We start from the raw sequence: 17,609 nt of genomic DNA, 5'->3' as shown, positions 1-17,609 counted from the left end.
GGGGCGAAGAACGGGCCCGCGTTCCCGGAGATCTTCTGACAGCCCTTGGCGAAGTCCCGGATCCGGGACTCGTACTCGGCGAAGGCGGTGCGGAAGTCGCCGCCCGCGAGGGCGAGTTCACCGGCGAGGACATACGCGCCGACGCGCCGGCCGTCGGTGAGGGGGGCCAGCTCGACGAAGCAGACGTCGGGGGCGGGGCGCGGGTCTGTGATGGGTGCCGCGAGGGATACCCGAGCGCTTGTGCCGGCCCCGGCGGAGCGGGCCGTGAGCGCGTCCACCGCCTCGATCGCCAGCCGCGTCTTGCCCGCACCGCCGGGGCCGGTGAGCGTGACGAGCCGAGCGTCGGCCAAGAGGGTTCCGATGCGGGTGAGTTCGGGCTCGCGGCCCACGAAGCGGGTGAGCTGCCCCGGCAGGCGGCGCCGCTCGGGCTCCGTGCCCTGGAGCAGCTCCAGGTGCAGGGCGGACAGTTCGGGCGACGGATCGGCGCCCAGCTCGTCCGCGAGCGCGCGCCGGGCCTCCTCATACACCGTGAGCGCCTCCGCGGGCCGTCCGCCGGCCTGCAGGGCCCGCATCAGCTGCCCGTACAGCCGCTCGCTCAGCGGGTGGGCCGACAGCAGCGCCCGCAGCTCCGGCACGAGTCCCGGGCCGCCGCCGAGCGCCAGCTCGGCGTCGATGCGGTCCTGTACGGCGGCCAGCCTCAGCTCCTCGAACCGGGTGGCCTCGGCATGGGCGTCCGGGAGGTCGGGCAGGGCCGGTCCGCGCCAGAGGGCGAGGGCCTCGCGGAGCAGGGTCACGGCCTGCGTGTGATCACCGGCGTCGAGTGCCTCCCGCCCCGCCGTGGCCAGGCGCTCGAAACGGTGGGCGTCGACGGTCTCGGGGGAGGCGGCGAGGCGGTAGCCGGCCGGGCCGGCCTCGATGTCCGTGTGCGGGGTCAGACGGCGGCGCAGGCGGGAGATCTGGGACTGGAGGGCGTTGGCCACCCCGGAGGGCGGCTCGGCGCCGTACAGGCCGTCGGTGAGGCGCTGCGTGGAGACCGCGCGACCGGCGTCCAGGACCAGGAGGGTGAGCAGGGCGCGGGGGCGGGGGCCGCCGGGGTCGACGGGGGTGCCGTCGTCGGTGCGTACCTCCAAGGGGCCCAGGATGCCGAAGCGCATGCCCGGATTCTGGCAGGTCGGCCGGCTCGCCGGACGGGACTTTTCCGGCACGGCAAAAAGCCGGCCCACCCTGAGGTGGACCGGCTCAGTGCAGCGAACCAGCAGTGGCCGCGCGCTCAGCAGTGCGTCAGCGCGAGACCTTGCCGGCCTTGATGCACGAGGTGCAAGCGTTCACGCGCTTCGGCGTCCCGCCGACCACGGTACGGACGCGCTGGATGTTCGGGTTCCAGCGACGGGACGTACGGCGGTGCGAGTGCGAGATGTTGTTGCCGAAGCCCGGCCCCTTGCCGCAGACGTCGCAGTTGGCAGCCACGGGTCACTCCAAAGACTTCAGATGCACTTACGGTCGGATCCCGGCATGCCGGGATCGAGATCGCAGGATCAGAGATCTGAGTGGCGGTGCCAGGGGGAGAGCCCGATGGGATCGGGCAACCGGAGCAGCATACAACGACTGCACCAGTACAACGAAACTACCATGGCTGATCAGGGCCCCGCCCCCGGCCCTCTTCCGGCGGACACCGGCCCGGGGTCTACGCTGCGTCCAGTCCAGCAGCCCGAGGAGGCGCAGGTGGCGCAGGTGCCGCAGACATTCTTCGATGCTCTCGCGGTGCGCACCTGGTGCGGCCTCGCGCTGGAGGCGCTGGGACGCGCGCGCGAGGAGATCGACGCGATCAACGTCTACCCCGTGGCCGACGGGGACACCGGCACCAACCTGTATCTGACCGTGGAGTCCGCCGTCGCCGCGGTGGAGGCCGTCTTCGCGGCCCATGAAGTCGACTCCCGGGCCACGGGGAAGCCGGCGCTGGCCGACGCCGTGCGCGCGATGGCGCACGGGGCCCTCATAGGCGCCCAGGGAAACTCCGGGACGATCCTGGCCCAGCTGCTGCGCGGCATGGCGCAGGTCCTCGCCGCCGACGGTGAGACGCCTCACACCGACGGCTCCGGCCTCGGTCTCGCCCTGCGGCACGCGGCCGACTCGGCCCGTCAGGCCGTCGCGCACCCCGTCGAGGGCACGGTCCTGTCGGTCGCCTCGGCCGCGGCGGACGCCGCCGAGGGAGCGCGGGGCCACTGCGGCACGGTCGCACGCGCCGCCTACGAAGGGGCGCGTGTCGCCCTCGCCGCGACCCCGGGGCAGCTGGCCGTGCTGGGGCGCGCCGGGGTGGTGGACGCCGGCGGACGGGGGCTGGTGGCGGTGCTCGGGGCGCTGGTGGAGACGTTCACGGGGGAGGCGCCGGGCGCGGTCGCGGGTGCTGCGGGATACACGCGCGTGGAGGGCGACGAAGCAGCGCCCGGGAACACCCTCCTCGAAGAGGAGTGCGTCCCCTCCCCGCAGGTGGGCGGCCCCGCCTTCGAGGTGATCTATCTCCTGGAGGCCCAGGACGCCGCCGTGGACCGGCTGCGCGAGCGGCTCGACGGGCTCGGGGACTCGCTGGTCGTCGTCGGCGGGGACGGGCTGTGGAACGTGCACGTGCACGTGGACGACGCGGGCGCCGCCGTCGAGGCGGGCGTCGAGGCCGGGCGGCCGTACCGCATCCGGATCACCCACTTCGGGGCCGGCGACGTCCACACCACCGGCGCCGGGCGGCCGCCCCGGCCCAGGGTCCAGCGCGCCGTGGTGGCCGTCGTGCCCGGCGAGGGCCTGGCCGGGCTGTACACCGAGGCCGGCGCGACCACCGTGCTCGCGCGCCCCGGAGAGCCGCCCGCCAGCGGCGAGCTCGTGGAGGCGGTACGGCGGGCCCACGCGCGTGAGGTGGTGCTGCTGCCCAACGACGCCGACCTGCGCCACACCGCGGCCGCGGCGGCCGAGCAGGCCCGCGCCGAGGGCATCCGGGTCGCCCTGATCCCGACCCGCTCGGCGGTCCAGGGCATCGCCGCGCTCGCCGTGCACGAGCCGGAGCGCCGCTTCGACGAGGACGTCGTGTCGATGACCTCGGCGGCCGGCGCGACGCGCTACGCCGAGGTCGTCGTCGCCGAGCGCCAGTCCTGGACCATGGCCGGCATCTGCCAGGCCGGCGACGTGCTGGGCCTCATCGACGGCGACGTGGCCGTGATCGGCTCGGACGTCACGGCGGCCGCGGAGACCGTCCTGGACCGCATGCTCCAGGCCGGCGGCGAACTGGTCACCATCGTCCTCGGCGACGAGGCCCCCGAGTCCGCGGCCGCCCATCTGGAGGCACGCGTACGCGAGGCGTACCTCGCCGTCGACACGGTCGTGTACCGGGGCGGACGGCAGGGGGCACTGCTGCTGATCGGTGTCGAGTAGCCGCCAGAGAGCGGACGCCGGCCAACGGGTACAGCCCGGCCCTTACAGCACCCCCTGCTCCTCCACCACCTGCAGCAGCTGCTCCGCCTCCGCGCGGCGCCCCTGTGCCGTCTCGTCGGAGTCCCCGGCGCCGTCGTACGCCGCCAGCACCGCACGCGCGCGTGCCGCCGCGTGGGCGGGGCGGCTGAGGTCGGACTCCAGCCAGCCCGCGGCGAGTTCGGCGCCGGTGCGGCTGTCGAGGGCGTCCTCGCCGAGGGCGGCGAAGACCACGACCGCCTCGTCGATCTGCGCCAGAGCCTCCTCCAGCGTGGCCCGGATGGCGTCGTCGTCGGCGTCCTCCGCGGCCGAGCGGGCCAGCAGGTCGCCGAACTGGCGGTGGGTGTGGCCGAGTTCGGCGACCAGCCGCTCCCGGGCCTCCTCGTCGGCCTCGTCGGCGCCCAGCACCGTCGCGCACTCGCCGACCGCGGCCGCCATCAACTCCCGTGCCGCGTCGGCCCCGTCCTCGGCCCGCAGCGCCAGCCACGCGCGTGCGCGCAGGGACCGTACGAGCCCGTGGACGTTGCCGAGCGAGCGCCACAGCTCGCCCGCGCGCGCGTACGCCCGGTCCGCCTCGCCGGGCAGCCCCGCTGATCCCAACGACTCCGCGGCGAGGTGGGCGAGCGTCGCGTGGTCGTGCTGCTCGGGCCAGTGCCGGGCGATCTCGGCGGCCTGCAGACGCCGTTCGGCCGCCTCCCGGTGCTCGCCCAGCTCGCTCAGACAGTCGCCGAGCCACCACTGCGCCTGTACGACAGCGCCGTCGCCGTGCGTGTCGGCGCTCAGGTCGGGCAGCGCCGACTCCAGCACCTCGGCGGCCTCGGCCCACCGCCCCTGCCGCAGCAGCAGCCCGCCCAGCTGGTGCCGGGCCCAGGCGCCGAGCGTCGGGCTCTCGCCCGCCTCGTCGGCCCAGTGCGCCGCCTCCAGGGCGTGCTCGGCGGCCTCCACGGCCAGTCCCCGGCCACCGATCACCTCGGCGAGCTGGAGGTGCAGCTGGGCCCGCCCGACGGCCTCCAACTGCGCCCCGCCGTGCTCCAGAGCCGCCCGTAGTGCCCGCTCCGCCTCCGCGATGTCGCCCAGGTGGTGCGCCAATCCGGCCAGCCGGGCCTCGTACTCCACCGCGAACCAGGGCAGCCCGGCCCCCACGAACCCGGCCGAGGCCCGCCCGAACAACTCGACGGCCCCCTCCAGGTCCCCCCGCCGCACCGCCAACTCGGCCAGCATGGCCCGCGCCTCCGCCTCCCGCGAGGCGATCCGCACATCGTTCCCGGCATACCCGCCGACGAGCGCGAGCAGCTCACGGACGGCGCTCTCTGCGTCGTCGAGAACCGTTTCCGCAGAAGGCCGGCCGATCGAGCGTGCGCCCGCTGAGTCGCCACTGGGAGCCGCGCTTTCGGAGGTGCTCTCGGCACCGAGTCCGTCCGGGAGTGAGCCGTCCGCCGCGAGTGCCCCCGGGAAGCCGCCGTCGGCCGAATCCGCCTCGTCCTCCCAGCCGTTGTTCAGGCCGCCGTCCTCCGGTGTCCCGCCCGCCTCCTGCACGCGCCGCATCAGAACCCGCGCCCGCCCCATCAGCACCGACGCCGTCTGCCGCACCCCCGTCGCGTCGTCGGCGTACAGCGCCAGGACCTCGTCGTAGGGCTCGGCGACCGCCGCCAGTGCCTCGGCCACGTGGCCCGTCAGGGCCCGTACGTACGCCGCACGCGTGCGGGCCGCCAGCGCCTCTCCCAGGTCGCCTGCCTGCGCGTACAGCCCGGCGGCCCGCTCGAAGAGCTCGGCGCCCTCGGGGCCCCGGTCCATCGCCTCGTGGTCGACGATCTCCGCGCGGTCGCGGGCGTCCAGCTCGACGCCCGCGGCGGCCCGGGAGACCGCCGCCCACGCCTCGACCGCGTTCGGCTGCAGCGTGTCCGAAAGCCGCCGGGCCTCGGCCAGCAGGGCGGAGAGGTCGGGCCCGGTCTCACTGACGGGCGGCGGCGGTGCCACCGGCGGCGCGGAGACCCGGCGTACCGCGCGGACCCCGAGCGGCAGCCGGTCCACCAGCGGACGCTGCTCCATACGCGCGCGTGCGCGCTCACTGACGTGCGACGTCCCGTTGCGCTCGTCGAAGCGCGCCGCCAGCGCGAGGGCCTCCGCACGCGCGTGCGTGGCGAGTTCGCGCGCGGCCCATGTACGGCCGGCCGGTCCCGGCACCTCGCGGTCGCCCAGGCCCAGCTCGACCAGGCGCTCCATGAGCAGCGTCACCACGCCGAGGAAGTCCAGGCGGCTGCGCGGATGCCCGGTGTCCGTGAAGTACGCGGGCCGCTCCGCCAGCAGTTCCAGGCCGCGCGCCTCGTTGCCGGTCAGCGCGCAGAACTCCACGTGGTCCGCGTACGCGCCCCGCATGCTCTCCATGGACCGCACCAGCCGGAAGCCCCGCAGATGGTGGGCGCGCGCCTCGTCCGTGCGGCCCAGCCGCAGCAGGGGCGTCAGCGACGACGCGAGCACCGTGTGCGGCTCGTGCGCGCAGGTGAACTCGCCCTCCAGGACCGGCCGCCACAGCAGCAGCGCCTCCGCGTCCCGCTCCCGCTCCACCTGCCACCAGCCCTGCCCGTGCAGCTCGCACGCGTGGCAGTCGGCCATGGTGTCCCGGTCCGCCGCCAGCCACGCCGTGTACGCCCGCTCCGCGCGCGGGACGTCACCGACATGCGCGGCCACACTGAACTCGGCGCTGCGCACGGCACGTTCGGAGTGCCCGGCGAGCCGGTAGCGGTGCTCCATCTCGCCGAGCCACTTCTCGATCGAGGCGAGTGGGATGTGCGGCTGGTCGAGCATGCCGGCCGACATCCACTTGAAGACCCAGTGCAGCGAGTGCGTCTCGTACTCGTCGAACTCCTCGGGCCGCTCGTCCCACATGCGCAGCAGACGCGCGAAGGGGACGAACATCTTGTCCTTCTCGGAGCTGTAGTTGTAGACCTTCAGCTGGTGCCCGAGCGCCTCGATCACGGCGAGCGGGATGCCCAGCTTCTCGGCCTCGGCGAGCAGCTGCTCCGCGCGCGCGTTGCGGGCCGGCCCCTCCGGACGCTCGCCGTTCTCCGCCATCGCCCGGCGCAGGGAGTCGAAGTCCGTGATCTCGCTCATCAGTGAACGCCCCCCGAGGAGTTGCCCGTCGCGTCGGATTCGCCATGGGTCGCCCATTCCAGCAACCCGATGAACGCCCGGTTCAGCAGCGCCGTGTCCGCCGGCCTGAGCGGCCGCTGGGCCATGAGCAGCGCCTGCCCGTAGAGAGACTCCGTGGCGGTGCCGATCAGTTCCGCGTCACCCAGCGAACTGATCCTGCGCACCAGCGGGTTGAGATGGTTGAGCACCAGACGCGCGCGGGGAGCGCTGCCCCGCAGCGAGCCCAGAATCCCCGCCCACAGGTCGTCGGCCTGCTCCTCCGCCTCCGCGCGGGCCTGCTCGTGCCGGGCCGACCGGTCGTCCAGGTGCAGCGCGGGCACGGAGAGCGGATGGAAGGCCCGCAGGGCCACATCGCACCCCAGGGGATCGAGTTTCGCCCGCGCGGCCGCCAGGAAGCCGGACAGCGCCAGTTCCTCGGCCGGGTCCACGGCGTCCAGGTGCGCCGTCACGGTGTCCGCGTCCAGCTCGGCGACCACGGTTCCCGGCCGCACCGACGGCAGCGCCTCGATCAGCTCGCTGTCGTACGTGTAGCCGCCGTTGATCACCCCGACGCCCTGCGCGGACGCGATCGGCGCGACCTGCCGGTACTCCTCGACGGTCCGCGTGAAGTGCACCACCGGGTGCCGCTGCGCGAACTCCTCCAGCGACAGCCGCCCGTCGGTGGTCTCGAAGGGCAGCCACGGCAGCATCGTCCGCAGCATCTCCCTGTCGTGCCGCGCCAGGGACTTCACGCCCAGGTGGTGCACCGACAGGAAGGCCCCCAGCCGTTCCGGATCGCCGGCCGCGAGCCCGGTCAGCCAGGACCGAATCCTTTCGCCGAGCGCCTCCCGTACGGCCGCCAGCGTCTCGTCCTCGTACAGCGACTCGCGCGAGGCCGTGGGACGCAGACTGTCCGTGTCCAGCACGCAGCGCACGAAGAACGCCCAGTCGGGCAGCAGCTGTTCGGCCCGCTCGGTCAGCAGCATGCCCTTCAGGTGCACGCGATGGGTCGCCCGCTGAGCCGGACTCACCGCCGACGGCAGCACGTACGCCACGCCCCGGATCCCGGCGAGCGGCACGTCCAGCTCGATCGAGTCCAGCGGGGTGAAGCCGAACAGCTCGTGACAGTGCCGGGCCAGCGCCACGCGCCGGTTGGCGGGGGAGGGGTACGAGCGGTCCCAGGGCGCCGGCAGATCGGTGACCGCCTCCTCGCCCACCCGGACGTCGTACGGCAGCAGCGACCCGAAGTCCCGCGCCAGCGTGAGCACCCGCTCCGGCGTCAGCCACTCCCCGGCCCCCGCCCGCGCCACCAGGTGCACGGTGGTGCCCGGTTCGGGCCGGGCCTCGTGCGGCAGCGTCCGCACGGTGTACGAACCGTCGTCGCTCGCCGTCCACTCCACGGGCGCCGCGTCCGGAGTCCGCGCGCTGCGGCTGACCACCCGGATCCGCTCGGCCACCACGAAACACGCGAGCAGCCCGATGCCGAACTGCCCGAGAAAGTCCGAGCGAACCTCCTGAATCCCCTCGGCCCGCTTGGAACTGCGCCCGATGGTGGCGAGCAGGTTGTGCACGTCCGTCTCGGTGAGCCCGATCCCCGTGTCCTCGACACGCAGCGAGCCGGCCTCGGCGTACAGCCGCACCCGGGCCGGGGCGTCGGGCTGCCCGGCGCGCCGGGCGGTGATGGCGTCCACGGCGTTCTGCAGCAGCTCGCGCAGATAGACCTTGGGACTGGAGTAGAGGTGGTGCGAGAGGAGGTCCACCAGGCCGCGCAGGTCGACCTGGAACGTATGAGGTGTCTGGGATGACTGTGAGGTCTGGGAGTCCATCGTCGCAGCGCCGGTGGGGGGACTTGCGGTCGGCGCGGGGTCGGGCGGTCCCTGGTGGGGCGGTGACCGCGGGGGATGGCCGGAGCGCGCCATCCTAGGGCCGGAACAGCCCGCCTGACCAGGGGTTTCCCGAGACGTATACGGGATTGTCAGTGGTGTGGTGTGCAATGGATCTCGTGCCCGCACTGGAAGAACCACTGAAGAAGGTGCTCGGACCACCCACCGCGAAGGTGATGGCCGAGAACCTCGGCCTGCACACCGTCGGCGACCTCCTGCACCACTACCCGCGCAGATACGAGGAGCGCGGCCAGCTCACCCACCTCGCCGACCTCCCCCTGGACGAGCACGTCACGGTGGTCGCGATGGTCGCCGACGCCCGCCTGCACACCTTCGCCTCGGCCAAGGCCCCGCGCGGCAAGGGCCAGCGCCTGGAAGTCACCATCACCGACGGCAGCGGCCGTCTCCAGCTGGTCTTCTTCGGCCACGGCGTCCACAAGCCCCACAAGGAGCTCCTGCCGGGCACACGCGCGATGTTCGCGGGCAAGGTCTCCGTCTTCAACCGCCGCCTGCAACTCGCCCATCCCGCCTACGAGTTGCTACGAGGCGACAGCGACGAGACGGTCGAGACCTGGGCCGGCGCCCTCATCCCCATCTACCCCGCCACCGCCAAGCTGGAGTCCTGGAAGATCGGCAAGGCGATCCAGACGGTCCTGCCCAGCGCCCAGGAAGCGGTCGACCCCCTCCCCGCCACCCTCCGCGAGGGCCGCGGCCTGGTCACCCTCCCCGAGGCCCTCCTCAAGATCCACCGCCCGCACACCAAGGCCGACATCGAGGACGCCCGCTCCCGCCTCAAGTGGGACGAGGCCTTCGTCCTCCAGGTCGCCCTCGCCCGCCGCCGCCACGCCGATGCCCAACTCCCGGCGGTCGCCCGCAAACCCAAGCCCGACGGCCTCCTCACCGCCTTCGACGACCGCCTCCCCTTCACCCTCACCGAGGGCCAGCAGAAGGTCTCGAAGGAAATCTTCGACGACCTGGCGACGGAACATCCGATGCACCGGCTGCTGCAGGGAGAGGTCGGTTCGGGCAAGGCCCAGCCCCTCGACGCGCTCGTGCTCACCCCTGTCGGATTCCGCCGGATGGGCGACCTGAGGGTGGGGGACGAAGTGGTCGTGCCGGACGGGGAGACCGCGTTCATCGACGGCGTCTTCCCGCAGGGAGAGCGTGACGTCTGGCGGCTGCTGCTGTCCGACGGGAGTTCCGTCGAATGCGACGACGAGCACCTCTGGATCGTCGGCACGAGCCGTGGGTGGCATCGAGGCCGGCCCCCCAAAGTCATGACCACTCGAGAGATCCGTCTCGACACGTTCGAGGCGAACGGATCCTCGAAGTGGTACATCCCAGCCGCGACGCCGGTGGACCTCGGGGGCGATTTTGGGCTCCCTCTGGATCCGTACGTGTTCGGACTCCTCCTCGGGGACGGTTCATTCCGGCACGACCTGCGTCTGTCCACCATGGACGACGAGATGCGTGCGGCCGTGATCCAGACCTTGCGTGACCTGAACCTGTGGGGTGTCACGTCACACGGAAAGTTCGTGCCGGACGAGTTCAAGAACACCTCGGTCAAGAATCGTCTGGCTCTGCTGCAAGGTCTCCTGGACACCGAAGGCACCGTGCACGCGGACGGCTTGAGCATCTCGCTCTGTCCGGCTTCGCGCAGGCTCGCGGACGACGTCGCCTGGCTGGTGCGTTCGCTGGGCGGCCGCGCGCGAGTGCTCCCGAACCGTGCCGGGTTCCACGTCTCGGTGGCGCTCCCCGACGAGTACCCGCCGTTCCGGCTGCCCCCAAAGGCCGACCGCGTACGGTCCCGCCCGAAAGACGACACATTCCGACGCGGAATCCGCGCGGTGGAGTACGTGGGCCGCAAGCCGGTCCAGTGCATCAGCGTGGACCATCCCAGCCACGCGTACATCACCGACAACTTCGCGGTGACCCACAACACGATGGTGGCCCTGCGCGCCATGCTCGCCACCGTCGACGCGGGCGGTCAGGCGGCCATGCTCGCGCCCACCGAAGTGCTTGCCCAGCAACACCACCGTTCCATCGTCGAGATGATGGGGGAGCTGGCCGAAGGCGGGATGCTTGGTGGCGCCGACCACGCCACCAAGGTGGTGCTGCTGACCGGCTCGATGGGGACGGCCGCACGCCGGCAGGCGATGCTCGACCTGGCCACCGCCGAGGCCGGGATCGTGATCGGCACGCACGCGCTGATCGAGGACAAGGTCCAGTTCCACGACCTCGGCCTGGTCGTGGTCGACGAACAGCACCGCTTCGGCGTCGAACAGCGGGACGCCCTACGAGGCAAGGGCAAGCAGCCACCCCACCTCCTCGTCATGACGGCGACGCCCATCCCCCGCACCGTCGCCATGACCGTCTTCGGCGATCTGGAGACCTCGGTCCTCGACCAACTCCCGGCCGGCCGTTCTCCGATCGCCAGCCATGTCGTCCCGGCCGCCGACAAGCCCCACTTCCTGGCCCGCGCCTGGGAGCGGGTCCGCGAGGAGGTCGGCAAGGGCCATCAGGCGTACGTCGTCTGCCCCCGCATCGGTGACGAGGAGGACGACCCGAAGAAGTCCGGCAAGAAGAAGTCCCCGGAGGACGAGGCGGAGAAGCGCCCCCCGCTGGCCGTCCTGGACATCGCCGACCAACTCGCCAAGGGCCCCCTCAACGGCCTCCGCGTAGAAGTCCTGCACGGCCGCATGCACCCCGACGACAAGGACGCGGTCATGCGCCGCTTCGCCGCCGGAGACACCGACGTCCTGGTCGCCACCACGGTCATCGAGGTGGGCGTCAACGTCCCGAACGCCACCGCCATGGTCATCATGGACGCCGACCGCTTCGGCGTCTCCCAGCTCCACCAGCTACGAGGCCGGGTCGGCCGGGGCTCGGCGGCAGGCCTCTGCCTCCTGGTCACCGAGATGCCGGAGGCGAGCGCGGCCCGCCAGCGCCTGAACGCGGTGGCGTCGACGCTGGACGGCTTCGAACTCTCCCGCATCGACCTGGAACAGCGCCGCGAGGGCGACGTCCTGGGCCAGGCCCAGTCGGGGGCCCGGTCCAGCCTGCGAGTACTTGCGGTCATCGAGGACGAGGAGGTCATCGCGGAGGCGAGAGAGGAGGCGGCAGCGGTCGTGGCGGCAGATCCGGAGCTGACCAACCTTCCAGGCCTGCGAACTGCCCTGGACGCCCTCTTGGACGAGGAAAGGGAGCAGTACCTGGAAAAGGGCTGAACCGGACCCACCCGGGGGCGCGGGGCGGTAATCCATATGCGGCTACCGTCGCGCGGGCGCGACCAGCCACACTGATACCTGAAGCCGCCCACCACCAAGGACCAAAGATGACCCGCGTGATCGCCGGCGCAGCCGGCGGACGTCGACTGGCCGTGCCGCCAGGCACCGGCACTCGCCCCACCTCCGACCGCGCACGCGAAGGCCTCTTCTCCACCTGGCAGTCCCTCCTGGGCGCCCCCCTCAACGGCGAACGAGTCCTCGACCTCTACGCCGGTTCGGGAGCAGTCGGCCTCGAAGCCCTCTCCCGAGGCGCGAGCCACACCCTCCTCGTCGAGGCGGACGCAAGAGCGGCCAGGACAGTCCGGGAGAACGTGAAATCACTCGGCCTTCCCGGCGCCGAGGTGAGGGCGGGCAAAGCCGAACAGATCATCCACACGCCGGCGCCGACAGACCCGTACGACATCGTCTTCCTCGACCCCCCGTACGTTGTCCCAGATCACGATCTTCGGGAGATTCTCCTCACACTCCGCTCTGGGGGCTGGCTCGCGCCGGAGGCTCTCGTCACCGTGGAGCGCAGCACCAGAGGCGGTGATTTCCGGTGGCCGGACGGCTTCGAAGCGATCCGGGCCCGGCGTTACGGCGAGGGAACGTTTTGGTACGGTCGCGCCGCCTCTACGTGCGAAGACGCACGATGACCGGACCGGAGAGCGAGGGATCACAAGTGCGCCGCGCCGTCTGTCCCGGGTCGTTCGACCCGATCACCAACGGACACCTCGACATCATTTCCCGCGCCTCCCGTCTGTACGACGAGGTCTATGTCGCGGTGATGATCAACAAGTCCAAGAAGGGCCTGTTCGAGATCGACGAGCGGATCGACCTGATCCGCGAGGTCACCGCCGAGTACGGCAACGTGATCGTGGAGGCCTTCCACGGCCTGCTCGTCGACTACTGCAAGCAGCGCGACATCCCGGCGATCGTCAAGGGCCTGCGCGCGGTCAGCGACTTCGACTACGAGCTGCAGATGGCCCAGATGAACAACGGCCTGTCGGGCGTCGAGACGCTCTTCGTGCCGACCAACCCGACCTACAGCTTCCTGTCCTCCTCGCTCGTCAAGGAGGTCGCGACCTGGGGCGGAGACGTCTCCCACCTGGTGCCGCCGCTGGTCCTGGAGGCCCTCAACAAGCGCCTGCGCGGGGACTGATGGGCGACTGACGGTCCACTGATGCCGATGGGGCTACAGTCGTCCCGTCCGTCTCCAACACGTCGGTAGTCCGACACATCGGTAGAGAGTGGCGAGCACACGGTGGACGTGCAGAAGAAGCTCGACGAGATCGTCGCGGCGGTCTCCAGCGCCCGGTCGATGCCCATGTCGGCGTCGTGCGTGGTCAACCGCGCGGAACTGCTCGCCCTGCTGGAGGAGGTGCGCGAGGCGCTGCCGGGCTCCCTCGCGCAGGCCCAGGAACTGATCGGCGGCCGGGAGCAGATGGTCGAGCAGGCCCGCCAGGAGGCCGAGCAGATCATCCAGAGCGCGCACGCCCAGCGCGGCTCGCTGATCTCCGACACCGAGATCGCCCGCCGCTCCCAGACGGAGGCCGACCGGATCCTCGCCGAGGCCCGCCAGGAGGCCGAGGAGATCCGGGCCGAGGCCGACGACTACGTCGACTCCAAGCTCGCCAACTTCGAGGTGGTCCTCACCAAGACCCTCGGCTCGGTCGGCCGCGGCCGCGAGAAGCTGCTGGGCACGGGTCCGGGCCTGGACGAGCAGGGCTACGAGGACGAGGACGCCCCGGAGCGCAGCCATGACCCGGAAACCCTGCGCAAGGACGCCGACGCCTACGTGGATGTCAAACTGGGCGCCTTCGAGGCGGTTCTGGCCAAGACCCTGGAGGCGGTCGGCCGCGGCCGGCAGAAGCTGCACGGCCGTATCGCCACCGACGACCTCAGCGCCCTCGCCGACGACACCACGTCCTTCCAGCACTCCAGCGACGCCGACTACCTGGCCGACCTCACGGCGCTCGCCGAGCAGGACACCGCTGCCGCCGCTGCCGAGCAGCAGCAACCCGCCCAGCAGCAGGACTACGCCCAGCCGGAGCCGGCGTACGGCTACCAGCAGCAGAGCGACGCCTACGCGGGCGGCTACCAGCAGCAGGCGTACGCACAGCAGGACGCGTACGGCTACCAGCAGGCCGACCCGTATGCCTACCAGGGCTACGACACCGGCCAGCACGCCGTGTACGACCCGAACCAGGCCCATCAGACGCAGCAGGCACATCAGGCACATCAGGCACAGCAGTCGTACGCCCTCGACGAGACCAGCCTCTTCGACACCGGCATGATCACGCCCGAGCAGCTGAAGGCCTACGAGCAGGGGCGCGGCCAGTAAGGGACCACCGGATTGGGCCGTCAGCGAAAGGTCCAGTATCCTGGCTCTTCGGTCGCGCGTACGTCCGCGATCAACGCTGCCCGGGGACACCGAAGGGCAGTGTCCCTCTGAGTTCAAAGATCGAAAGCAGGCATGGCCCCCAACGCTCGCCTCGACCATCGAAACCCTCTCGTGTTCGACACACACGAGCTGGGTCGGCGTCCTGGTGCGCTGCAGCGGCTGACCCGCTCGATCGACGCTCCCAAGGACCTCGGTATCCAGGGAGTCATCGGAGTGCCGGAAGGCGCCCCGGTGGAGCTCGAACTCCGACTCGAGTCGGTCATGGAAGGTGTGCTTGTCACAGGCACCGCCCGTGCGCAGGCCGAGGGGGAGTGCGTAAGGTGTCTGGAGCCGCTTCAGCTGGACGTCGAAGCGGAATTCCAGGAGATGTTCTCGTACCCTGACGCCGATGACCGGGGCCGCCCCAAGGCGGAGCCGGTCGACGACGCCGAGGAAGACGAGGACAGGCTCTTCATCGAGGACGGCCTGTTCGACCTCGAGCCCGTGCTGCGTGATGCGGTGGTGCTCGCACTGCCGATGCAGCCGGTGTGCCAGGACGACTGTCTGGGCCTGTGCTCCGAGTGCGGAGCGCGGCTCACGGACGACCCGGACCACCACCACGACGCCGTCGACATCCGTTGGGCGGCACTGCAGGGACTCGCCGGTTCACTCGAAGACGGCGAGAAGGACGAGATGAGCGGCGCCGAAGCGGGCGTCGACGAGAAGCAGGAGAAGTAGCCGTGGCTGTTCCGAAGCGGAAGATGTCGCGCAGCAACACGCGCCACCGCCGGTCGCAGTGGAAGGCTGCGGTCCCCACCCTGGTTGCGTGCGAGCGCTGCCACGAGCCCAAGCAGCAGCACATTGCGTGCCCGTCTTGCGGCACCTACAACAAGCGCCAGGTCCTCGAGGTCTGAGCGGCTGGTGAGAGGCACCGTGTCCACTGCCAAGAAGGCGGATGACGCCATGGCGGACCCACCCGCCAAGAAGAAAGCGGACAACACGGCCTCGTCCCACACGCTTCTGGAAGGGCGGCTCGGGTACAAGCTCGAGTCCGCCCTTCTGGTGCGAGCGCTGACCCACCGTTCGTACGCGTACGAGAACGGCGGTCTGCCGACCAACGAGCGGCTGGAGTTCCTCGGGGACTCCGTGCTCGGCCTGGTCGTCACGGACACGCTGTACAACACCCACCCCGACCTGCCCGAAGGCCAGCTGGCCAAGTTGCGGGCCGCGGTGGTCAATTCGCGTGCGCTGGCGGAGGTCGGTCGCGGCCTGGAACTCGGCTCCTTCATCCGGCTCGGCCGGGGTGAAGAGGGCACGGGGGGCCGGGACAAGGCGTCCATCCTCGCCGACACCCTGGAAGCGGTGATCGGCGCGGTCTATCTCGATCAGGGCCTCGACGCGGCCTCCGAACTGGTGCACCGCCTGTTCGACCCGCTCATCGAGAAGTCCTCGAACCTCGGAGCCGGCCTGGACTGGAAGACCAGCCTCCAGGAGCTCACCGCGACCGAAGGCCTCGGCGTGCCCGAGTACCTGGTCTCGGAGACCGGCCCCGACCACGAGAAGACCTTCACTGCTGCCGCCCGCGTCGGAGGCGTCTCGTACGGCACCGGCACCGGCCGCAGCAAGAAGGAGGCGGAGCAGCAGGCCGCCGAGTCCGCCTGGCGGTCCATCCGGGCCGCGGCGGACGAGCGAGCCAAGAAGGCGGCGGCCGAGAAGGCCGCCGAGGCCGACGAAGAAGGCCCTACATCCGTCTCTGCCTGATGAACAGCGCATCCTGAGCGCCCGCCCCGACCCCGGGGCGGGCGCTCGGTCCATCCACAGTGCGTAAGGCAGGGGACGCTGTCCCCTCCGGTCGAGCTGGGGCGGCGGACGTCGAGCGGGCGATCGAGCTCCTGACCCCGCTCGCCGACGAGGGCGGTCACGTCCGCGGTGAGCTGGCCAACTCCTGCGCAGTGCCGACCGGACGGACGAGTGGCGGGGGGCTCTGGAGGAGGCCGGCACCCTGCTGACCAGGGGGCTCACCGCCGGCGGCCGCGTCCTGCCCAACGGATCGGCGGAGTGACGGCGGGACCGGGTTAGGCTGCGGACACGCGTTCCCGGATCCAGCATCCGATGCCCGGAACCAGCAGGCCGAGCAGAAGGAGAGAAGTGCCCGAGTTGCCCGAGGTCGAGGTCGTCCGGCGTGGACTGGAGCGGTGGGTCGCCCATCGCGTGGTCGCCGACGCCGAGGTGCTGCACCCGCGTGCCGTCCGGCGTCACATCGCCGGCGCCGATGACTTCGCGCACCGTCTGAAGGGCCACCGGGTGGGCGTCCCGAGCCGTCGCGGCAAGTACCTGTGGCTGCCCCTGGAGGACACCCACCAGTCGGTTCTGGCGCACCTCGGCATGAGCGGCCAGCTGCTGGTCCAGCCGGACACGGCCCCGGACGAGAAGCACCTCAGGATCCGCGTCCGTTTCGCGGACGAACTGCACACCGAGCTCCGCTTCGTCGACCAACGCACCTTCGGCGGCCTGTCGTTGCACGACAACACCCCCGAGGGTCTGCCCGACGTCATCGCGCACATCGCCCGCGACCCCCTCGACCCGCTGTTCGACGACGAGGCCTTCCACCAGGCCCTGCGCCGCAAGCGGACGACGATCAAACGGGCCCTGCTGGACCAGTCGTTGATCAGTGGAGTCGGCAACATCTATGCGGACGAGGCCCTTTGGCGCGCCCGCGTGCACTACGAGCGTCCGACGGCCGGCTTCACGCGCCCGCGCACGGCCGAACTCCTGGGCCACGTACGGGACGTGATGGACGCGGCGCTCGCCGTGGGCGGCACCAGCTTCGACAGCCTCTACGTCAACGTCAACGGAGAGTCCGGGTACTTCGACCGGTCGCTCGACGCGTACGGCCGTGAGGGGCTGCCGTGCAAGAGGTGCGGTACGCCGATGCGCAGGCGGCCCTGGATGAACCGCTCCAGCTACTTCTGCCCGCAGTGTCAGAGGGCGCCGCGCGTCTCGTCGTAGCGCATCCGGGCGGCGAGGACGTCGTCCATGCGCCCCTCCAGCAGGTGGATCAGGTCCAGTAGCCGCTCGGCGACCTCATGGCCGAGCGGGGTGAGCTCGTAGTCCACGCGGGGCGGGTTCGTCGGCTGGGCCTCGCGGTGGACCAGGCCGTCGCGCTCCAGCGCGTGCAGTGTCTGGGACAGCATCTTCTCGCTGACGCCGTCGACGCGGCGGCGCAGCTCGTTGAAGCGCAGGGAACCCTCGTGCAGGGCGCCCAGCGTCAGCGTGCCCCAGCGTCCCGTGACGTGCTCCAGCGTGCCGCGCGAGGGACAGGCCTTGGCGAACACGTTGAACGGGAGGTCCTGTACCTCCGGGAGCCCCTGCGTGGTGTCCATGTCGCATAGCGTACTCGAACGCAGCGCTAACCAACAGGTTGCACTAACCAGAAGTTAGTGCTTCCCTTTGGTTATTGCTCGTGACCTGCTTATCCATCCCAGGAGTACGCAC

The 17,609-nt window shown here is 71.4% G+C and carries 13 protein-coding genes and 1 pseudogene; 9 read left to right on the top strand and 5 right to left on the bottom strand.

What is annotated here, in order from left to right:
* Window positions 1-122 precede the first annotated feature (122 nt).
* Window positions 123-1,154: pseudogene (locus ACWC09_RS41140) on the bottom strand (BTAD domain-containing putative transcriptional regulator); the annotation flags it as partial.
* A gap of 127 nt (window positions 1,155-1,281) precedes the next feature.
* The gene (rpmB, locus tag ACWC09_RS41135; RefSeq protein ID WP_003993230.1) at window positions 1,282-1,467 is read right to left on the bottom strand and encodes a 50S ribosomal protein L28; all 186 of its coding nucleotides are present in this window, start codon (window positions 1,465-1,467) and stop codon (window positions 1,282-1,284) included.
* Between the two features lie 255 nt (window positions 1,468-1,722).
* Here rpmB and ACWC09_RS41130 point away from each other — a divergent pair, with 255 nt between their 5' ends.
* Window positions 1,723-3,417 (top strand): DAK2 domain-containing protein, encoded by a 1,695-nt coding sequence (locus ACWC09_RS41130; protein ID WP_450856161.1) that lies wholly within the window; start codon window positions 1,723-1,725, stop codon window positions 3,415-3,417.
* A gap of 42 nt (window positions 3,418-3,459) precedes the next feature.
* Here ACWC09_RS41130 and ACWC09_RS41125 read toward each other — a convergent pair whose 3' ends face one another.
* Together ACWC09_RS41125 and ACWC09_RS41120 are read right to left on the bottom strand one after the other, a co-directional pair.
* The gene (locus tag ACWC09_RS41125) at window positions 3,460-6,564 is read right to left on the bottom strand and encodes a tetratricopeptide repeat protein (protein WP_450856160.1); all 3,105 of its coding nucleotides are present in this window, start codon (window positions 6,562-6,564) and stop codon (window positions 3,460-3,462) included.
* On the bottom strand, window positions 6,564-8,408 hold the full coding sequence (locus tag ACWC09_RS41120; protein WP_450856159.1) for an HSP90 family protein: 1,845 nt from the start codon (window positions 8,406-8,408) through the stop codon (window positions 6,564-6,566). Before ACWC09_RS41120 ends, ACWC09_RS41125 begins: the two co-directional genes overlap by 1 nt.
* Before the next feature lie 167 nt (window positions 8,409-8,575).
* Here ACWC09_RS41120 and ACWC09_RS41115 point away from each other — a divergent pair, with 167 nt between their 5' ends.
* From ACWC09_RS41115 to mutM, 8 genes are all read left to right on the top strand, one after another.
* Complete coding sequence (locus tag ACWC09_RS41115; RefSeq protein ID WP_450856158.1) at window positions 8,576-11,692, top strand: helicase-related protein; 3,117 nt, start codon at window positions 8,576-8,578, stop codon at window positions 11,690-11,692.
* 74 nt (window positions 11,693-11,766) lie between these two features.
* The gene (rsmD, locus tag ACWC09_RS41110) at window positions 11,767-12,387 is read left to right on the top strand and encodes a 16S rRNA (guanine(966)-N(2))-methyltransferase RsmD (RefSeq protein ID WP_450856176.1); all 621 of its coding nucleotides are present in this window, start codon (window positions 11,767-11,769) and stop codon (window positions 12,385-12,387) included.
* Window positions 12,388-12,413: 26 nt separating this feature from the next.
* On the top strand, window positions 12,414-12,893 hold the full coding sequence (gene coaD, locus ACWC09_RS41105) for a pantetheine-phosphate adenylyltransferase (protein WP_450856157.1): 480 nt from the start codon (window positions 12,414-12,416) through the stop codon (window positions 12,891-12,893).
* Between the two features lie 102 nt (window positions 12,894-12,995).
* A complete protein-coding gene (locus ACWC09_RS41100) occupies window positions 12,996-14,075 on the top strand; it encodes an ATP synthase F0 subunit B (protein WP_450856156.1) in 1,080 nt (359 codons plus the stop codon).
* 132 nt (window positions 14,076-14,207) lie between these two features.
* A complete protein-coding gene (locus tag ACWC09_RS41095; RefSeq protein ID WP_450856155.1) occupies window positions 14,208-14,852 on the top strand; it encodes a YceD family protein in 645 nt (214 codons plus the stop codon).
* A 2-nt stretch (window positions 14,853-14,854) separates the two neighbouring features.
* Complete coding sequence (gene rpmF / locus ACWC09_RS41090; protein ID WP_003951102.1) at window positions 14,855-15,028, top strand: 50S ribosomal protein L32; 174 nt, start codon at window positions 14,855-14,857, stop codon at window positions 15,026-15,028.
* A gap of 7 nt (window positions 15,029-15,035) precedes the next feature.
* Window positions 15,036-15,875, top strand: a complete 840-nt coding sequence (gene rnc, locus ACWC09_RS41085) for a ribonuclease III (protein WP_450856154.1) — start codon at window positions 15,036-15,038, stop codon at window positions 15,873-15,875.
* Window positions 15,876-16,262: 387 nt separating this feature from the next.
* The gene (mutM, locus tag ACWC09_RS41080; protein WP_450856153.1) at window positions 16,263-17,123 is read left to right on the top strand and encodes a bifunctional DNA-formamidopyrimidine glycosylase/DNA-(apurinic or apyrimidinic site) lyase; all 861 of its coding nucleotides are present in this window, start codon (window positions 16,263-16,265) and stop codon (window positions 17,121-17,123) included.
* Here mutM and ACWC09_RS41075 read toward each other — a convergent pair.
* A complete protein-coding gene (locus ACWC09_RS41075) occupies window positions 17,096-17,497 on the bottom strand; it encodes a winged helix-turn-helix transcriptional regulator (RefSeq protein ID WP_450856152.1) in 402 nt (133 codons plus the stop codon). The genes mutM and ACWC09_RS41075 overlap by 28 nt on opposite strands.
* Between the last annotated feature and the right edge of the window lie 112 nt (window positions 17,498-17,609).

This window comes from Streptomyces sp. NPDC001617 (assembly GCF_053596855.1).
Note: the sequence above shows the minus strand (reverse complement) of the source record. Positions and strands in the feature narration are given on the sequence as shown.